17 protein-coding genes are annotated in these 17,539 nt (G+C 59.7%); 10 read left to right on the top strand and 7 right to left on the bottom strand.

What is annotated here, in order from left to right; genetic code table 11:
* Positions 1–52 precede the first annotated feature (52 nt).
* The 6 genes from murJ (at position 53) to ispH (ending at position 7,491) form a co-directional block, all read left to right on the top strand.
* Positions 53–1,597, top strand: coding sequence for a murein biosynthesis integral membrane protein MurJ (gene murJ / locus QMX88_RS05620; RefSeq protein ID WP_282367103.1), 1,545 nt, complete (start codon positions 53–55; stop codon positions 1,595–1,597).
* 118 nt (positions 1,598–1,715) lie between these two features.
* Positions 1,716–2,663, top strand: coding sequence for a bifunctional riboflavin kinase/FAD synthetase (gene ribF / locus QMX88_RS05615; protein WP_192173398.1), 948 nt, complete (start codon positions 1,716–1,718; stop codon positions 2,661–2,663).
* A gap of 1 nt (position 2,664) precedes the next feature.
* The gene (gene ileS / locus QMX88_RS05610; protein WP_282367101.1) at positions 2,665–5,496 is read left to right on the top strand and encodes an isoleucine--tRNA ligase; all 2,832 of its coding nucleotides are present in this window, start codon (positions 2,665–2,667) and stop codon (positions 5,494–5,496) included.
* Positions 5,489–6,001, top strand: a complete 513-nt coding sequence (lspA, locus tag QMX88_RS05605; protein ID WP_065987672.1) for a signal peptidase II — start codon at positions 5,489–5,491, stop codon at positions 5,999–6,001. The genes ileS and lspA overlap by 8 nt, the downstream gene beginning before the upstream one ends.
* Before the next feature lie 7 nt (positions 6,002–6,008).
* The gene (gene fkpB, locus QMX88_RS05600; protein WP_282367168.1) at positions 6,009–6,461 is read left to right on the top strand and encodes an FKBP-type peptidyl-prolyl cis-trans isomerase; all 453 of its coding nucleotides are present in this window, start codon (positions 6,009–6,011) and stop codon (positions 6,459–6,461) included.
* 82 nt (positions 6,462–6,543) lie between these two features.
* Positions 6,544–7,491: a 4-hydroxy-3-methylbut-2-enyl diphosphate reductase gene (ispH, locus tag QMX88_RS05595; protein WP_192173395.1), complete on the top strand. Its 948-nt coding sequence runs from the start codon at positions 6,544–6,546 to the stop codon at positions 7,489–7,491.
* A 21-nt stretch (positions 7,492–7,512) separates the two neighbouring features.
* Here the strand turns inward: ispH and QMX88_RS05590 are convergent, their stop codons facing one another.
* On the bottom strand, positions 7,513–8,016 hold the full coding sequence (locus QMX88_RS05590) for a GspH/FimT family pseudopilin (RefSeq protein WP_192173394.1): 504 nt from the start codon (positions 8,014–8,016) through the stop codon (positions 7,513–7,515).
* 182 nt (positions 8,017–8,198) lie between these two features.
* On the opposite strand from QMX88_RS05590, the gene pilV (QMX88_RS05585) reads away from it, so the two are divergent.
* Genes pilV (QMX88_RS05585) through QMX88_RS05570 form a run of 4 tightly spaced genes read left to right on the top strand, consistent with a single transcriptional unit; the run spans position 8,199 to position 10,252 of the window.
* A complete protein-coding gene (gene pilV, locus QMX88_RS05585) occupies positions 8,199–8,639 on the top strand; it encodes a type IV pilus modification protein PilV (RefSeq protein WP_282367096.1) in 441 nt (146 codons plus the stop codon).
* Complete coding sequence (locus QMX88_RS05580; protein ID WP_282367094.1) at positions 8,636–9,337, top strand: PilW family protein; 702 nt, start codon at positions 8,636–8,638, stop codon at positions 9,335–9,337. Before pilV (QMX88_RS05585) ends, QMX88_RS05580 begins: the two co-directional genes overlap by 4 nt.
* 4 nt (positions 9,338–9,341) lie before the next feature.
* The gene (locus QMX88_RS05575; RefSeq protein ID WP_282367093.1) at positions 9,342–9,833 is read left to right on the top strand and encodes a pilus assembly PilX family protein; all 492 of its coding nucleotides are present in this window, start codon (positions 9,342–9,344) and stop codon (positions 9,831–9,833) included.
* Positions 9,830–10,252, top strand: a complete 423-nt coding sequence (locus tag QMX88_RS05570; RefSeq protein ID WP_192173390.1) for a type IV pilin protein — start codon at positions 9,830–9,832, stop codon at positions 10,250–10,252. The genes QMX88_RS05575 and QMX88_RS05570 overlap by 4 nt, the downstream gene beginning before the upstream one ends.
* 3 nt (positions 10,253–10,255) lie before the next feature.
* Here QMX88_RS05570 and QMX88_RS05565 read toward each other — a convergent pair whose 3' ends face one another.
* The 6 genes from QMX88_RS05565 to QMX88_RS05540 are packed head-to-tail and all read right to left on the bottom strand — an operon-like array spanning position 10,256 to position 17,526.
* Complete coding sequence (locus tag QMX88_RS05565; RefSeq protein WP_282367091.1) at positions 10,256–10,666, bottom strand: type IV pilin protein; 411 nt, start codon at positions 10,664–10,666, stop codon at positions 10,256–10,258.
* 11 nt (positions 10,667–10,677) lie between these two features.
* Positions 10,678–15,039: a pilus assembly protein gene (locus QMX88_RS05560; RefSeq protein WP_282367088.1), complete on the bottom strand. Its 4,362-nt coding sequence runs from the start codon at positions 15,037–15,039 to the stop codon at positions 10,678–10,680.
* 24 nt (positions 15,040–15,063) lie between these two features.
* A complete protein-coding gene (locus tag QMX88_RS05555; RefSeq protein ID WP_192173387.1) occupies positions 15,064–15,642 on the bottom strand; it encodes a pilus assembly PilX family protein in 579 nt (192 codons plus the stop codon).
* Entirely contained in the window at positions 15,639–16,439 is an 801-nt protein-coding gene (locus tag QMX88_RS05550; RefSeq protein ID WP_282367087.1) for a PilW family protein, read from the bottom strand. Before QMX88_RS05550 ends, QMX88_RS05555 begins: the two co-directional genes overlap by 4 nt.
* Positions 16,436–16,990: a type IV pilus modification protein PilV gene (gene pilV / locus QMX88_RS05545; protein ID WP_282367085.1), complete on the bottom strand. Its 555-nt coding sequence runs from the start codon at positions 16,988–16,990 to the stop codon at positions 16,436–16,438. The genes QMX88_RS05550 and pilV (QMX88_RS05545) overlap by 4 nt, the downstream gene beginning before the upstream one ends.
* Positions 16,990–17,526 carry a GspH/FimT family pseudopilin gene (locus QMX88_RS05540; RefSeq protein ID WP_282367083.1) on the bottom strand — a complete coding sequence of 179 codons (537 nt, stop codon included), beginning with the start codon at positions 17,524–17,526 and terminating at the stop codon, positions 16,990–16,992. Before QMX88_RS05540 ends, pilV (QMX88_RS05545) begins: the two co-directional genes overlap by 1 nt.
* Between the last annotated feature and the right edge of the window lie 13 nt (positions 17,527–17,539).

Here is a 17,539-nt window from a genome sequence, read left to right as displayed (position 1 = left end):
CATATATGGAACGCGCTTTGGCGCTTCCTTTGGTCAGGCGTACAACCTTTCGATGAATCTACTCAAATCGCTTGCCGCCGTTAGCTCTATTACGATGCTTTCGCGGGTGCTGGGCTTTGTCCGCGATACCATCATCGCGCGCGCATTCGGCGCCGGCATGGCCACTGATGCCTTCTTTATCGCCTTCAAACTGCCTAACCTGCTGCGCCGGATCTTTGCTGAGGGCGCCTTTTCCCAGGCATTCGTGCCGATCCTGGCGGAATACAAAAGCCAGCAGGGCGAAGAGGCAACCCGCACATTTGTTGCGTATGTCACCGGCTTGCTGACGTTGGCGCTGGCGATCGTCACTGTGTTGGGCGTCGTGTTCGCCCCTTGGGTCATCTGGGCGACTGCGCCGGGATTTGCCGACACACCGGAGAAATTCCAGCTCACCTCGGACCTGTTGCGGGTGACCTTTCCTTATATATTGCTCATCTCGCTGTCTTCGCTGGCCGGCGCGATCCTCAATACGTGGAATCGCTTCTCCGTTCCGGCGTTCGTGCCGACGCTGCTCAATCTGGCGATGATCTTCTTCGCCCTGTTTCTCACGCCGTATTTCCACCCGCCCGTCATGGCGCTGGGCTGGGCGGTGCTGGCGGGTGGGCTGCTGCAGCTTCTCTATCAGCTGCCGCATCTGAAAAAGATCGGCATGTTGGTGCTGCCGCGACTCAACCTGCGCGACACCGGGGTCTGGCGGGTGATGAAGCAAATGCTGCCGGCCATGCTCGGGGTGTCGGTCAGTCAGATATCGCTGATCATCAACACGATCTTCGCCTCGTTCCTTGTTGCCGGCTCGGTGTCGTGGATGTACTACGCCGACCGTCTGATGGAGCTGCCTTCTGGTGTGCTCGGCGTGGCGTTGGGGACGATTCTTCTGCCGATTCTCTCGAAAACCTACGCCAGTCGGGATCGCCACGAATATTCGCGCATCCTCGACTGGGGCCTGCGCCTGTGCTTCCTGCTGGTGCTCCCGTGCACCCTGGCGCTCGGATTGCTCGCCGAGCCGCTGACGGTTTCACTGTTTCAGTATGGCAAGTTCGACGGCGAAGATGCCGCGATGACTCAGCGTGCGCTGGTCGCGTATTCGGTCGGGCTGCTGGGCATCATTGTGATCAAGGTGCTGGCCCCCGGCTTTTATGCCCAACAAAATATCCGCACTCCGGTGAAAATCGCGATCTTCACCCTCATAGTGACTCAACTGTTCAACCTGCTTTTCGTCTACGTCATCCACTTGGCTCATGCGGGTCTGGCGCTGGCGATCAGCGCGGGCGCATGCCTGAACGCCTTGCTGCTGTTCTGGCAGTTGCGCAAGCAGGACCTGTTTCAGCCGCAGCCAGGGTGGCCGGTGTTTTTGGGCAAGCTGATTGTCGCCGTGGCGGTGATGTCCGCCGTGCTGCTGGGCCTGATGCATGTGATGCCCGCCTGGTCGGACGGTGAGATGCTGCAGCGATTCCTTCGCCTGGGTGCGCTGGTGCTGGCAGGTGTCCTGGCGTATTTCAGCACCTTGTTGGTGTTGGGTTTCCGGGTCAGGCATTTCGCCCGCAAGGCGATCCTGTAGGATCAGTCGTCGTTTTCTGCCGGTTAACGTCGATTGTTGCGGTTTGCCCGGATGTGTCGCCTGTCGTTGACGGCGGTGTGTGGTTATAATCGGCCACTTTATGAGCAAGAAGCGCGTTATGCAGCTGGTTCGAGGCCTTCACAATCTGCGCCCGCAGCACCGGGGCTGCGTCGCCACCATTGGCAATTTCGACGGTGTTCACCGGGGTCACCAGGCTATCCTGGCGCGCCTGCGTGAGCGTGCCGTCGAGCTGGGTTTGCCCAGTTGTGTGGTGATCTTCGAACCGCAACCGCGCGAGTTCTTCGCTCCCGAGACGGCGCCGGCCCGCTTGGCCCGACTGCGTGACAAGCTTGATCTGCTTGCTGGCGAGGGCGTTGATCTGGTGTTGTGTCTGGCATTCAACCAGCGTTTCAGCAGGCTCAGCGCCTCCGAGTTTGTCGACACCGTGCTGATAGATGGCCTGGGCGTGAAGCATCTGGAGGTCGGCGACGACTTCCGCTTTGGCTGCGACCGGATCGGTGATTTTGATTTCCTGCAAAACGTAGGCGCCGAGAAGGGCTTTACCGTCGAAGCGGCACAGACTGTCGAGATCGACGGCTTCCGCGTCAGCAGCACCAAGGTGCGCACCGCGCTTGCCGCCGCAGACTTCAAACTGGCGGAGCATTTGCTGGGCCGCCCGTTCGAGATTTCCGGCCGCGTGCTGCATGGCCAGAAACTGGCGCGTCAGCTGGGTACGCCCACCGCCAACGTGCAACTCAAACGTCGTCGCGTGCCATTGACCGGTGTCTATCTGGTCAGCGCGCAGATTGACGGCAAGGTGTGGCCGGGCGTCGCCAACATTGGCGTGCGTCCCAGCGTGGCGGGCGATGGGCGTCCCCACCTGGAGATTCACCTTCTGGATTTTACCGGCGATATCTATGGCCGGCGTTTGACGGTGGTATTCCACCAGAAGCTGCGTGATGAGCAGCGCTTTGCCTCCCTTGAGGCGCTCAAGACGGCGATCGATGCGGATGTCGCTGCCGCTCGTGCCCACTGGCACGACCAACCGCTAAACTTTAGAGCCTGAAATGACCGACTACAAAGCCACGCTTAATCTTCCGGACACCGCCTTCCCGATGAAGGCCGGCCTGCCCCAGCGCGAGCCGCAAACTCTGCAGCGCTGGGACAGCATTGGCCTGTACCAGAAGCTGCGTGAAATCGGCAAGGATCGGCCCAAGTTCGTGCTGCACGACGGGCCTCCGTACGCCAACGGCAATATCCACATCGGTCATGCGGTCAACAAGATTCTCAAGGACATGATCGTTCGCTCGAAGACCCTTTCGGGCTTCGACGCGCCTTATGTTCCGGGCTGGGATTGCCACGGTCTGCCGATCGAGCACAAGGTCGAGGTCACCCACGGCAAAAACCTGCCTGCGGACAAGACCCGCGAACTGTGCCGTGCCTACGCGGCCGAGCAGATCGAAGGCCAGAAAGCCGAGTTCATTCGTCTGGGCGTGCTCGGCGACTGGGACAACCCGTACCGCACCATGGACTTCGCCAACGAAGCCGGGGAAATCCGCGCGCTGGCCGAAATGGTCAAGAACGGCTTCGTCTTCAAGGGCCTGAAGCCGGTCAACTGGTGTTTCGACTGCGCCTCGGCATTGGCTGAAGCAGAAGTCGAATACCAGGACAAGAAATCGTCCACCATCGACGTGGCCTTCCCGGTTGCCGATGCCGACAAGCTGGCTGCCGCCTTCGGTCTGCCGAGCCTGAGCAAACCTGCTGCCATCGTGATCTGGACCACCACCCCGTGGACCATCCCGGCGAACCAGGCGCTCAACGTTCACCCGGAATTCACCTACGCGCTGGTCGATACCGGCGAGCGTCTGCTGGTGCTGGCCGAGGAATTGGTTGAGTCCTGCCTGAAGCGCTGGAACCTCGAAGGTTCGGTGTTGGCGACGGCCGAGGGTTCGGCGCTTGAGCTGATCAATTTCCGTCATCCGTTCTACGATCGTCTGTCGCCCATCTATCTGGCCGACTACGTCGAGCTGGGTGCCGGTACCGGCGTAGTTCACTGCTCGCCGGCCTATGGCGTCGATGACTTCGTGATCTGCAAAGCCTACGGCCTGACCAACGACGACATCATCAGCCCGGTGCAGAGCAACGGCGTGTACAGCCCGTCGCTGGAGTTCTTTGGCGGCCAGTTCATCTTCAAGGCCAACCAGCCCATCATCGACAAGCTGACCGAAGTCGGCGCGTTGCTGCACACCGAAACCATCACCCACAGCTACATGCACTGCTGGCGCCACAAGACGCCGCTGATCTACCGCGCCACCGCGCAGTGGTTCGTGGGCATGGACAAGCAGCCAGCGTCGGGCGACACCCTGCGCAACCGCGCCGTGAAAGCCATCGAAGAAACCAAGTTCGTCCCGGCATGGGGGCAGGCGCGCCTGCACTCGATGATCGCCAACCGCCCTGACTGGTGCATCTCCCGTCAGCGCAACTGGGGTGTGCCGATCCCGTTTTTCCTGAACAAGGAAAGCGGCGAGCTGCACCCGCGCACCGTTGAGCTGATGGAAGAAGTCGCCCAGCGCGTCGAGCAGGAAGGCATCGAAGCCTGGTTCAAGATGGACGCGGCCGAGCTGTTGGGTGACGAAGCGCCGCAGTACGACAAGATCTCCGACACCCTGGACGTCTGGTTCGATTCCGGCACCACGCACTGGCATGTGCTGCGCGGCTCGCACCCGATGGGCCACGAAACCGGTCCACGCGCCGACCTGTACCTGGAAGGCTCCGACCAGCACCGTGGCTGGTTCCACTCGTCGCTGCTGACCGGTTGCGCCATCGACAATCACGCGCCGTACCGTGAATTGCTCACCCATGGTTTTACCGTGGACGAGAACGGCCGCAAGATGTCCAAGTCGCTGGGCAACGTCATCGCACCGCAGAAAGTCAACGACACGCTGGGCGCCGACATTATGCGTCTGTGGGTTTCGGCGACCGATTACTCCGGCGAAATGGCCGTCTCGGACACCATCCTGCAGCGCAGCGCCGATGCGTACCGTCGCATCCGTAACACCGCGCGTTTCCTGCTCTCGAACCTGACCGGCTTCAACCCGGCGACCGACCTGCTGCCCGCCGAAGACATGCTCGCGCTGGATCGCTGGGCCGTGGATCGCGCGCTGCTGCTGCAACGTGAGCTGGAAGAGCATTACGGCGAGTACCGTTTCTGGAACGTCTACTCGAAGGTGCACAACTTCTGCGTGCAGGAGTTGGGCGGCTTCTATCTCGACATCATCAAGGATCGCCAGTACACCACCGGCGCCAACAGCAAGGCGCGTCGGTCCTGCCAGACCGCGCTGTTCCACATCTCCGAAGCGCTGGTTCGCTGGATCGCACCGATCCTGGCGTTTACCGCCGACGAGCTGTGGCAGTACCTGCCGGGCGAGCGTAACGAGTCGGTCATGCTCAACACCTGGTACCAGAACCTGAGCGAGCTGCCAGAAGGCTTCGAGCTGGACCGCGCCTACTGGGAGCGGATCATGGCGGTGAAGGTCGCGGTCAACAAGGAGATGGAGAACCTGCGCGCGGCCAAGGCCATTGGCGGCAACTTGCAGGCCGAAGTCACGCTGTACGCTGAAGACGCGCTGGTTGCGGATCTGTCCAAACTGAGCAACGAGCTGCGTTTCGTGCTCATCACCTCGACGGCCAGTGTCGCGCCTTTCGTCAGCGCGCCTGCCGATGCTGTGGTTACCGAAGTGGCCGGTCTGAAGCTCAAGGTCGTCAAATCCGGCCACGCCAAGTGCGCGCGCTGCTGGCATCACCGCGAGGACGTCGGGGTCAATCCTGAGCATCCGGAAATCTGCGGTCGTTGCGTCGACAACATCAGCGGCGCAGGCGAGGTTCGTCACTATGCCTAATGCATCGGCTGGCCGTATGGGCCGACTGGGTTGGTTGTGGCTGAGCGTGCTGGTGGTGGTCATTGACCAGGCCAGCAAGTTCTACTTCGAAAACCGTCTGGAGTTGTACGAGCAGATCGTCATCCTTCCTGACTACTTCAGCTGGATGCTGGCCTACAACACTGGCGCTGCGTTCAGCTTCCTGGCCGACAGTTCCGGCTGGCAGCGCTGGTTGTTTGCACTGATCGCGGTCGTGGTGAGTGGGGTGCTGGTGGTCTGGCTCAAGCGCCTGGGGCGTGACGAAACCTGGCTGGCGATTGCCCTTGCCCTGATATTGGGTGGGGCGCTCGGCAATCTGTATGACCGAATCTTCATCGGCCATGTCATAGACTTTATCTTCGTGCATTGGAAAGAACACGGCTTCCCGGCCTTCAATGTCGCGGACAGCGCCATCACCGTCGGCGCGATCATGCTGGCTCTGGACATGTTCAAGAGCAAGAAAACCGGAGAAACCGTCAATGACTGATCAGTTGATGACCGAACAGGCAGCACAGGAAACACGCATCGGTCAGAACACGGAAGTCACCCTGCATTTCGCCCTGCACCTGGAAAACGGCGACAACGTCGACAGCACGTTCGACAAGGCCCCAGCGACCTTCAAGGTCGGCGATGGCAGCCTGCTTCCTGGCTTCGAAGCGCTGATTTTCGGTTTCAAAGCCGGCGACAAACGTACGCTTCAGGTGCCGCCGGAAAACGCTTTCGGTCAGCCGAACCCGCAGAATGTGCAGATCATGCCGCGCTCGCAGTTCCAGAACATGGAGCTGTCCGAAGGGCTGCTGGTGATCTTCAATGATGCGGCGAATACCGAGCTGCCGGGCGTGGTGAAAGCGATAGACGATGATCAGGTCACCGTCGATTTCAATCACCCGCTGGCGGGCAAGACGTTGACCTTCGAAGTGGAAATTTTCGAGGTGAAGGCACTCTGAGCATCGCCAGAGCGCTTGGCCCCGGCACTGTTCGGGGCCTTTTCGTTTTTATGTTTCATTGCGCGTAGACACGAGGCACATCATGCAAATCAAACTCGCCAACCCACGAGGCTTCTGCGCCGGGGTGGACCGTGCGATCGAAATCGTCAATCGCGCGCTGGAAGTGTTTGGCCCGCCGATTTACGTGCGCCATGAAGTGGTTCATAACAAATTCGTCGTCGAAGACCTGCGCAGCCGTGGCGCGATCTTCGTCGAAGAGCTTGAGCAGGTGCCGGACGACGTCATCGTGATTTTCAGTGCCCACGGCGTGTCACAGGCGGTGCGCACCGAGGCGGCAGGTCGCGGTTTGAAGGTGTTCGACGCCACCTGTCCGCTGGTGACCAAAGTGCATATCGAGGTGGCGCGCTACAGCCGCGATGGCCGCGAGTGCATCCTCATCGGTCACGCCGGCCACCCGGAAGTCGAAGGCACGATGGGCCAGTACGACGCCAGCAATGGCGGCGCGATCTATCTGGTCGAAGACGAAGCGGACGTCGCCAAGCTGCAGGTCGGCAACCCCGAGAACCTGGCTTTCGTGACCCAGACGACGTTGTCGATGGACGACACCAGCCGTGTGATCGACGCCTTGCGCTCGCGATTCCCGGCCATTGGCGGTCCGCGTAAAGACGACATCTGCTATGCCACGCAAAACCGTCAGGATGCGGTAAAGGTTCTGGCCGATGAGTGTGACGTGGTGCTGGTGGTCGGCAGCCCGAACAGCTCCAACTCCAATCGCCTGCGCGAACTGGCTGAGCGCATGTCGACCCCGGCCTATTTGATTGATGGTGCCGAAGACATGCAGCGCAGCTGGTTCGACGGCGTTGGACGCATCGGCATTACCGCCGGTGCTTCGGCGCCCGAGGTGCTGGTGCGTGGCGTGATTGAGCAGTTGCACGCCTGGGGCGCGACCGGCGCGGACGAACTGGCCGGGCGCGAGGAAAACATCACCTTCTCGATGCCGAAGGAATTGCGCGTCAAGTCACTGCTGTAATCCGGTCATTCTGTCACCGCATCATGCGCAGGGCTCGCTGCCGAATCCCTCGGATCGCAGCGTGACCCTGCCAGTCACCGCGATCGCCAACTGATAGCGGCTGGCGGGTGCGTCTTTGAGGCACACCGCCAGGGTGCCGTTGGCGTTGTTCAGCAGCCGCCCCGTGTTATCAAAACCAATCCGCGCAGCTACTTTGCTGTTGCCGACGACCCTGACATTTCGGTGGCTGGCGAACTCGGCCAGAGAAAGCTCGCCCTCGTCCCTGAACTGGTTGCGGTTGCTGTCAACGAACACATTCCAGCCTCGGCTCCAGTCATTGTCCAGCGCCTGCATCACCACCGGCTGACTGCGCAGAATCGCCTCCGTGCGAGCCATTCGCAGCCCACTGGCCAGTTGCTGAGCCGTGTCCTGACGGCGTTGAGAATCGATCAGTTGCCCGAAGGCGGGGATCGCCAGCGTGGCGACGATGCCGACAATCACCAACCCTGCCAGCAGTTCAATCAGCGTCAATCCTTGCTGTTTCACGAGCGTCTTCCGTTGAGTGCGGCGCTCAAGCAAACACCCGCGTGGCCGCGCTGACAACCGGGTCGATTGTCAGCCGGTATGTCCGCAAGCCGCCGTTACACATCCTCCGGGCAAACCGCCGCGCATCGGCTTCACTGGTGGCTGCACAGCGGATGGCAGAGGTGACGATGCGAGGGAAGACGATGCAATCAGGGATGACATTGATCGAGGTGTTGGTCGCGTTGCTGATCTTCAGTGTCGGCATATTGGGCGTGGCGATGTTGCAGCTCAACGCCCTGAAATACACCGACAGCTCGATGCGCAGCATGCACGTCAGCTTTATCGCCCATGACCTGTTCGAGCGCATCCGCGCCAATCCGGCGACCCGTTACGCGCTGGCTTCGCTGAGTCAGGCGCCTACTTCCGGCAGTCTCGCCGTGCCCCGCCAGCAAGACCTGTACGACTTCGCGACGCAGTTGAAACGCGCGGTCGGTGACGACGCCGAGGCATCGATTGCGGTGGCGGGATCGAGCGTGACCCTTACATTGAAGTGGGACGATTCCCGTGCCAGCCAGAAGCTTGCGGACAAGCAAACACTTACGCTGATCGCCGATGTCGCTGCCGAGCGGGGCGCACGGCCATGAAGACTCTGGAGAGGGGCTTTGGCCTCGTCGAAGTCATGTTGGCGCTGGTTCTGGGGTTGGTGATGTCGCTGGCCTTGGCGCAGATATTTATCAGTTCAAAGAGCAGTTATGCCAGTCAGACATCGTCCGCCAGCCTGCAGGAAGACGCACGATTCGTGCTCAGCAAAATGGTCCAGGAAGTGCAGCTGGTGGGCATGTTTGGCTGCCTGGGGAAGGTCGAAGACGCCAGCGTCAGTAATGGTTTCTCCAGGGCGTTTGAAGACCCCATCACGTGGGACGCCAATTCGCACACTCTGACCCTCGCCACGGCCGGAACCGGGGAGGGCGGCGGCTGGTCGACCTGGGTCATTCACACCGACTGCATTTCATCCGCCACCGCGTACTCCAGCGGCCGGGCGCCTCGACTTGCCGTGGATGAGACCGCCATGCCCATTCACCGGCAGGTCTATCGCTTCAACGAGGCACGCAATGAGCTGTCGCTGAACGGCCAGCCTCTGGTCAGTAACGTTCGCGCGTTCAGCGTGCTGTTCGGCGTCGCCGGATCCATCAACGACCGCTCCATCTCGCGGTACGCCGCCACTGCCGAACCCTCCCTCATCCGCAGCGTGCGATTGACCCTGACCCTGTTCGACCCCGCAGACCGGGCCCAGGAACAGACCCTTGATGTTGTCGCTGCCATCCGTAATCGACTGGGGTAAGTGCATGAACGTGAATGCACAACGTGGTGCGGTGTTGATCGTCAGTTTGGTGTTCCTGCTGTTGTTGACCTTGCTGGCCACATCGTCGATGCAAAACGCCACGCTCCAGGAAAAAGTGGCCGGCACGCTAAAGCTGGGCGATGGGTCGTTTCAGTCCGCCGAGACAGCGCTGCGCCTTGCGGAAGCGAAAATCGTGGCACCGGGTTTTTCCCTGCCAGCTTGTTCGTCGCCAGCCAAATGTGTGCCACCGCCTGAAGCGTTGACCCTTTCCAGCAGCGGAACGGGCGCGGCGTCGGGCGTGGATTGGGTCGCGACGCGAGGTGGTTTTTACGGCATTCAGCATGTTGGCCAAACCGACCAGCCGGCCGAAGGCGCAGACGGTCAGTTTTGGAACTTGTATCGCGTGACGGCTGTTGGCATCGAGGGCGACTCACGCACCGTGCTCGAAAGCATCCACACCCAGGAGCGTCGCGTGATGTGGCGGCAGCGGCAATGAACAGAGCAACCGCAGGCTTCACCCTGATTGAACTGCTGATTGCCATCGCCATCGTCGCGATTCTCGCCGCCGTCGCGTACCCGCAGTACAGCGAATACACCCGTAAAACTCGCCGCTCCGAGATCGCCGGGGTGCTGGTTGAAGAGGCGCAGAAGCTGGAGCGGTTTCATTCGCGGGCAGGGCAGTACTCGGACGTCAGCGGGCCGCCGGCGTTTAGTCATGAGGTGTCAGTGGGAAATGCATTTTATCGGATAGGGGCTGAGCGCAAGGAGCGGACCTTTACGCTGACCGCGTCGCCGATTGGCGGGGGCCTGATGGGAGGCGATGCCTGCGGCAGCTTTGTGCTGGAACACACCGGCAGGCGCGACAATCTCGGGATGTCGGGGGCTGCCAGTGTGGCGGGATGTTGGGGGCGGTGACGGCTATTTGAAACACTCAGCGGCGCCGGATGCTGATGTTTTGTTCCCGAGTTGGTCAATGGTCAACGAACCGCATGCATCTTGCATTTGCTGCCCCAGAGGGGCTGCGGTAAATGAATACGTCGTCGCTGTCGCAGCTACGCTCAACTGGTATTTGCCGGTTTGTGAGGCCGGCGTCGCGCTGGCGAAACCCAAAGCTGTGAGACTCGCCGAATAGCTATTGTTCTGCGCGTAATACCGCTCCATTCGCGCCACTGCGTCGTTGAGCATCACGATCCCTTCGGCACGATAACCGCGCTGGACATATTTGGTGTAGGCCGGATAGGCAATCGCGGCCAGGATGGCGACGATGGCGACGGTAATCATCAGCTCGATCAGCGTGAAGCCGCGTTCAGATCGTGTTACAGAATGCATTGAGTACAGCCTCATGGAGTGTATGGGATGACGCGCCAGTTCTGACGGCCATTGAAAGCGGTTCCGGTGTTGACGGCAGTGGGTTCGCCGCTCGAGTCGGTGGCGTACTTGCTGCCGCCGATGCTGCCAACGTCCACACCCCCGGCACTGATGCTCATCCCGCTGACGACGGTGTCGTTGTAGTTGTCAGCGCTCGAGATCGTACCGTTGCGTCGAAGGTTGAACACGGTAAAGGTCGTGCGGCCTCCGGTGGTCGGGTTAAGGCCGTAAAGCCATCCGGTGACGCCCGGGCTGCATACGTCGGTGACAGGGGTCCTCGTCGATGCAAACAATACGCTGCCGCTGAGGACCAGCGGATCGACCAGCCGCTCACCCAGAAGCGTGTTGCCCACAGCAAGGTCGAGATACCAGCCCGACTTGGCGGTCCAGTCCACCGTGTTATTACTCACGATGCGGACATCGTTACTGGTGCCCGCAAAACTGACGTTATTGGCTTGGGACGTAATCGTCTGAGCCTGAAGGCTGCCCCGCGTCAACGTCGGCGTTGACGATGCTGCAGCGCCCACCGTTTGTTTATCCCAGATGCCGTACAGAGTCTGCAGGTCGGTGCTGGCCTTATCCGCCGTCGCGAAGTAGCGACCCGTTCCGAACAACACGATCGTTCCCGCTGCGGTCGGGTGGGCCACGACCGTAGGCGGCGCAGTAATGGACTGCACGGCGGCCCCTGCTGTATCGCTCGCGGTTGCGGTGTAGAGCGGTTTGTTGCCAAACGCTACTTTGTAGTTACTCGCTGTGGCGTTTGCCGTCAGCGAACCTGCGATCAGGTCAAAGCGCCACAGATTGCCAAGCAGGTCCCCGGCATACACGTAATCTGCATAGCCGTCGGCGTTTGCATCCAGCACCACGGGAGAAGACAGCCCGTTGTTGCCGGTCACCGAGGTGGTCAACTTGCTGATCGTGGCACCTGTGGCGGCATTGAGGATGAACAGTGATGCGTTGCCGTTGTTGCCGCTGTAGCCATTGCCGACTATGACGCCCCATTCTCCGGAGTGCAGCTTGGCGATGACAGGAACGGAAAAACTTGAGCCCAGATCCACGTCGTTCTGTGACGTGAACTCCCAGAGCAGGCTGATGCTGTCGGGATTGGTGACGTCCAGCGCAAAGATTTCCCGTCCTCCAGCACCCAGCGTGCCCACCAGAATCGTGTGCCAGGCGCTGCCAAAGTAAACGTCTGCGACGACCGGCGTGCTGTCGACGAAGAAACGGTGAAGGGCGGAGTTGGAGTTGTAGTCCTTGTTGGTCAACGCATTCAGGTTCGAGATCACTGCCGTGGGGATGAACGCGAATTTTTCGACGCCGGTCAGGGTGTCGAACGCATGCAGCATCCCGTCATTGGCACCGACGTAAACTTGCCCGCGTCGGGTGCTCTGGGTCGTCTGGAACGTTCCGTAGGCGCCGCTCTGTCCGTCGAGCGTATCGGCAACGGTAGCGTCATAGAGCGCTGTGTCCACCACCACTGGCGAGGAGTTGACCAGGTCACCGATGAGCGATGCACGGCGGCGATAGGTGGAGGTCGCTTTACTAGTGTCGCCTTTCACGAAGTCCACTTGGTCAGACGTCAATGTCGTCTGCAAGTTGATGCCGGCGTAGGTACGGTTCGCCAGGTTGGCATAGGTGAACGCCTGCAGGCCGTTAGTGGTCGTGCCTGCCATCTGGATGTTGCGCGAACTCCATGTAGGCACTACCTGCGAGGCAGACCAGTTCTGTACGCTGCTGGTACTGCCGTCCGCTTTGTTGATCGTGGTGGTGGTCTTGATCAGGTCGCCGCTCCAGGTGGCGACATTGAGGCTGTTCAAATATGTCGCGGCCGCGTTGCTGGTGCCGAGCGCAGGGACCACTGCCGGTGTCGCCACCGAGTTATTGGTTTGCAGAATCTGGTTGAAGGCGGCGTCGAGCTGTTGCTTGAGCGTCGAAGCGTTGGTCACCAGGAAGTAATTGTTGGGTGTGCCCGATTTTGTCGAATCCCACTGTCCCGCCACCGGCAGGCTGCTGCTGGTGTTGGTCGGGCCGCCGAAGCCGCCCCACTTGGCCGCGTACCACAATGGATCCTGGAGGTTGGTGATGGAGGTCGTTGGCGAGGCAACGAATCTTCGCGTGTGAGTATCTCCGCGAGTCAAAGGAAGCACAGCCTGGTTTTGGTCTTTGCGTCCCGGCAGCAGGTCGGCCGTGTTGTTGCAGGTCGCGGTGGATGTCGCGCATGCACCGGGAAGTCTCGTACCGGGCGTGTCCAGCGAGTAGTGAAGGTTGCCGTTGGCCCCCCCTGTCACCTCCAGATAAATACCATCGGTGGTGGTGCCGGAAATGGTATAGCCCATGTGCGACTCGGCGCCCGATACCGAGTAGACGGTCTGCAGCGTCACATCCAGAGTGCCGAGGGCGTTGACCGCGACGGTATAGAGCACGATGGCGTCCATGTCGTAATCACAGCCCTGACCGCAGTCATCGAACACCACCCGGAAAACCGCCTGCGCCCGGCCGCCGTTGATATTGGCGTTGGTGGGCTGGCCTGTCATGTTGTACAGCGAATCGATATAAAAGCCGGTGATTTGCTCGGTAATGCCGCTGCTCGCCACTTTGCCAAATGGTACCAGCGTGATTGAGCCCGTACCGACGGGCATTTGAATCCGCGGTAGTGTCGATGAGAGCGCGATGGAAAATGTCTGGACCTTTTGGTTACCCAGTGACGTGATCGGGTTGGTATTGGCGAAATAAGCCACCGCTGCCGCGTTGAACGTGCCCTCTTTGGTGGGCTCTTCGGGCAATCCCCTGATGTCGCCCAGACTGGACGCCACTTTTGCAGTCGGCGCCTGATCGCTAGCGCTTAATGTCTGGCCGATGTTGATGTTTTTGCTGCCACCCACATCGGAGTTCCAGATTGTCTGCCCAAGGGCGCTGACATCCAGGTTTTTCAGCGCATCGGAACTGCCCGGGGCGGCGTTTATCGTGTATTTGCTGCCAGGCAAGTCGGAGTCATAACTAGGGGTGACGTCACTGAAAAGTGTCTCGAATGGTTTGGAACAGCTCGGATAGGTCGGCGGTGTGGCGGCTGCGTTCGGTGTCGCCGAGTAAGGGTTGCTCCACGTCGTGACGCTGGTCAGGCTCAAGCCACCGCTGGTGTCAGCATTCCCGGATTTATAGTTGGCAGTAGGCGTGGTCTCGCCACTGAAGTAGCGCATGGTCTCAAACATCATTTCGCCAAGCGGATTCCCCCAGTTTGGGCAGTTCGCGTTCGGCATCGGGGTCACGTAAATATTGCACCCGGTGGTACTGAGCCTCAGCCCGTCCAAGGTGCCGATGATCGCGCCTTTTACGTAGTTGCCATATCTGTCCTGTGTGCCAAAGATGCCGGTCGAGGCATCGATTTCGGCAGAGAAGCTGCCCATCGCTTTGCGGACCACGCCGCCCTGAATGTTGTTCTGGTAGGTTCCCGTCACAAGCCCGAAATACATCTGGTTGCCTTCACCGTAGTCGTGAAGGATGCCTGTGGGTTTGTAGGTACCATTGGGATAGAGCTTGCAATTGCTTTCGATAAAGCCCGATTTACAGACCTCGACCCGCACCTGATAGCTGGTGGGCGAAACATCTACGTCGCTGAAGCTGGTGTTGGTTGCCTTGGACCCGCCCTGGGTCACTTCCCGGGATACCCAGCCAAAGATGCGGATGTTCGACACGTTGGACAGCACACGCAGCAACGGCGCGCTGCTTTGCGTGTTGTTGGCGAAGAGCGTGTAGTTGCCCGCACTGGGATTCGACAGTGGCGTGTAATCCGACAGGTCGTAACCATCGATTGTACGGCTCGAATATTCCTTGCCCCACGTGTGTGCGTCGGTCGAAATATAGGCGCGGGTAAGAATGGTCTGCGAGGTGGTGTCCACCTCGCGATAGCCGCCATAGAGCACTTTACGCAGCGCATCAGCGCGTGAGGTCGTCAGGTAGTTAAGGTAATCGCCACTCCAGCTGCCTGGACATTTCTTCAGGTTGGCAACCGTTGTTTTTGACTGCGCCGAAAAGTAACCATTGTTGTAGCTGTAGCACGTGAGTGAGTCGAAATAGCCCAGGTAAGTGATTGAAGGCTTGTAACGAATATCGATTGAGCCGTCCCCGTCCAGATCCGAGGCGTCGTTATAGGCAGGGAAAAACAATTTATGGTCGCGGCCCACCACCAGCATGTTCAACGGCGGTACGGAGTTGTTCAGGAACAGCGGCAGCTGCGCGGGAACCTGGCTCACGGCAGCGTGCGCCAAGCCGAACGGCAGCAGGATCAGACAGGCCAGTGCAACGATGAAACTGCTGAGCGTGATTGGCTTATTCATGGTCGTTCACTGTCTGGCAGGCACTTAAGAGTCGGAAACGGCAAAAACCGTGCGAAGGATGACGCGTTGCGTGGTTGTGTCGCTGGAGCATCTGACGTTGGAAGCGCAGGCGGTGATTTCGTAATAGTGACGGCCGCAGTCTCTGGCCAGAAGCGCGCAATTATTCTGCGTCTGACCGTCCAGGAACTTCAGATCGGTTACATACCATTCAATCTCGACGTTATTGCCGGTGACCGGATTGTATTGATAAGTAGTAACCAGGTTGATATTGGCGATGTTGGCGGCGTTGAATGCCGGCAAATAGTCGCCATTTGTCAGGGTCGTCGGGATACGCATGCAGGGCTTGTTCGTATTGCCGGCGATCGCAGTGCATTGCCACTGGTTGATGCTCAGTTCACCGATTCGCAGCCCCGCTTCGGCGGCGTTGGTCAGGGTCTTCTGGAGCCTGAGGTTACCGGTGATCCGGGATTCGAGCGACACCCCCCGCATGCTGGAAAGTGCAAGCAACGTGATGATCAACAGCATCATCAACGCCACCAGAAGCGTGGCGCCGGTCTGGTTGCGGTGTTGCCAGCGCGCAAGCGTATTGATCGGGGGCTTCATGGCATCTGATTCCGGATCATGACGGTCCCCTGCACAATTTGATAAATACCTTTCGTATCGTTGTAACTGGTGCCATAGCGCCCGTTCCAATCTTTCAAAGCGGGTGAAATATCGGTGGTAGAGTCGCGGATCATTGGTGTGCCCGAGCTCTGCATCAACGCGCTGTAGCGCACCGCCGCAATGGTCCCGGTCGGCGCGGAGGTGCTGAATTTGCTGACAGCTTTCGGGTCCGAGGGGTCCGATCCATATTCAAAACGCAGATCCTGAACGCCGCTCACCAACTGTTGAGTCGCGGCACCGCTGGTGCACGTAATGGCCTTGTTGGCAGAATCAAAATCTATTCTTTCAACAATTTTCGGGCGCACAGTGGTCGGCACCGACCGCGCCGAATAGGGCGTGGTTATGTTGTTCTGGTCCCCCGCTGCAAGAGCGGCGCCTTGGCAGGTGACATCAAGCTTGCTGGTGGCCTGATATTGAATGCACAAGGACGATTCGGATAGTGCTACGACGGAGGCACCCTGGGGGAAATTGCAGCCATTCATGGAATTGTCAGCGGGAATCACTGCGCCGAGGCTGCTGCGGTACCCTGCCTTCAGCAGTTCCTGGCTCAGGATGGCCAAGGTAAATCGGCCGTTTTCCTGATTGCCCATCTGTGCCTGCTGGAATAGATAGGTCCGTTGGTTGCTGATGAAAATCTGAGTCACGCCGAGGATCAGAAATAGCCCGATGACCATCGCGACCATCAGCTCGATCAGTGACAGGCCTTCCTGCCGGTTAGGTAAGGCGTTCACTGTCATTTGATGCGTGTCCTCAAGCGGTAGGTGCAGGTGCCTGGCGTCGTGAGACTAGAGCCGGTCATGCAGTCGGCGGCGTTCTTGACCGTCCAGGCAACCTGAATCTCCAGATCAGCGTTCGTTGTGCTTGAGGTCGTACAGGCTGATACATCGCCTGGCGTAGGTGTTTTGCAGATATAAAAGCTGTCCGAGTCAAGCAGGTTGTCGGCGCCTGGCAACATGGTGCGTGCACGTGATGCCCAGCAACCGATCTGCTCGGAAAGCGCTGAAGGTGACGGTGTGCAGTCCGAAGCGGGATCCGGAAACGGAGAGCCCGGCGCCTTCAGGCATGAGTTGGCGGTGGTGCAATCCGCGGGTGCGCTGCGAATGATTTCGACGAGATCGTCCACCAGCATCATCGCGGTATTACGCTGAACAGAATCCTGAGTGTAGGGAATGGCCTTGCTTTGCAGGGCAACCATCCCAAGCACGCCCACCACAGTGATGAGCAGGCTGACCAGGACTTCGATCATGCTGAAACCCGCTGAACGACCGGGCGCGAAGCTAGCGTCCATCAGCACCCTCCAGGGCGCGTCGAGGCGGGAGGTGTTACCCGTCCGCTGGACTGCACGGAGATAAATTGCGGCGTAACGGAGGCGTCACTGGCGTATGAAACCTGGAAGCAGGTAGTCGCAGATGACGTGCCCGTCGGCGAGAAAGCAATGCTGCCCACTGCGGTAGCAATAGTGATACCGGCCTGCAGCCCAGAGGCGCCAATCTGTCTCAGCGTTTGCTGAGTCGTTTTAACCGAGAGATCCCCAGCCCAGTTGGCGCTGCTGTTTCCGGGCGCCGCAATGGTGACAGGCGTGCTACGAGTCACCGCTTCGCCCCGAGCATATTGCAGCAGGTCATACAGCTCATCGGCCCCGGCCCTCACGTTACTTCGGTGAATCAAGCCAACGAAACTCGGCACCGCAATGGCCGCGAAAATACCGACGATTACCACGGTCACGATCAACTCGATCAACGTAAACCCGCCGCTCATGCCCTTGTCAGGACATTGCCAGCTGCGACGCGGATTCGGGCGCGTTAGACCAGAGCTGAGATCCATCAAGGAAATTCCA

This window comes from Pseudomonas sp. PS02290 (assembly GCF_029960075.1).
GTDB lineage: Bacteria > Pseudomonadota > Gammaproteobacteria > Pseudomonadales > Pseudomonadaceae > Aquipseudomonas.
The sequence above is the reverse complement of the archived record's forward strand: the minus strand, read 5'-3'. Positions and strand labels throughout refer to the sequence as shown.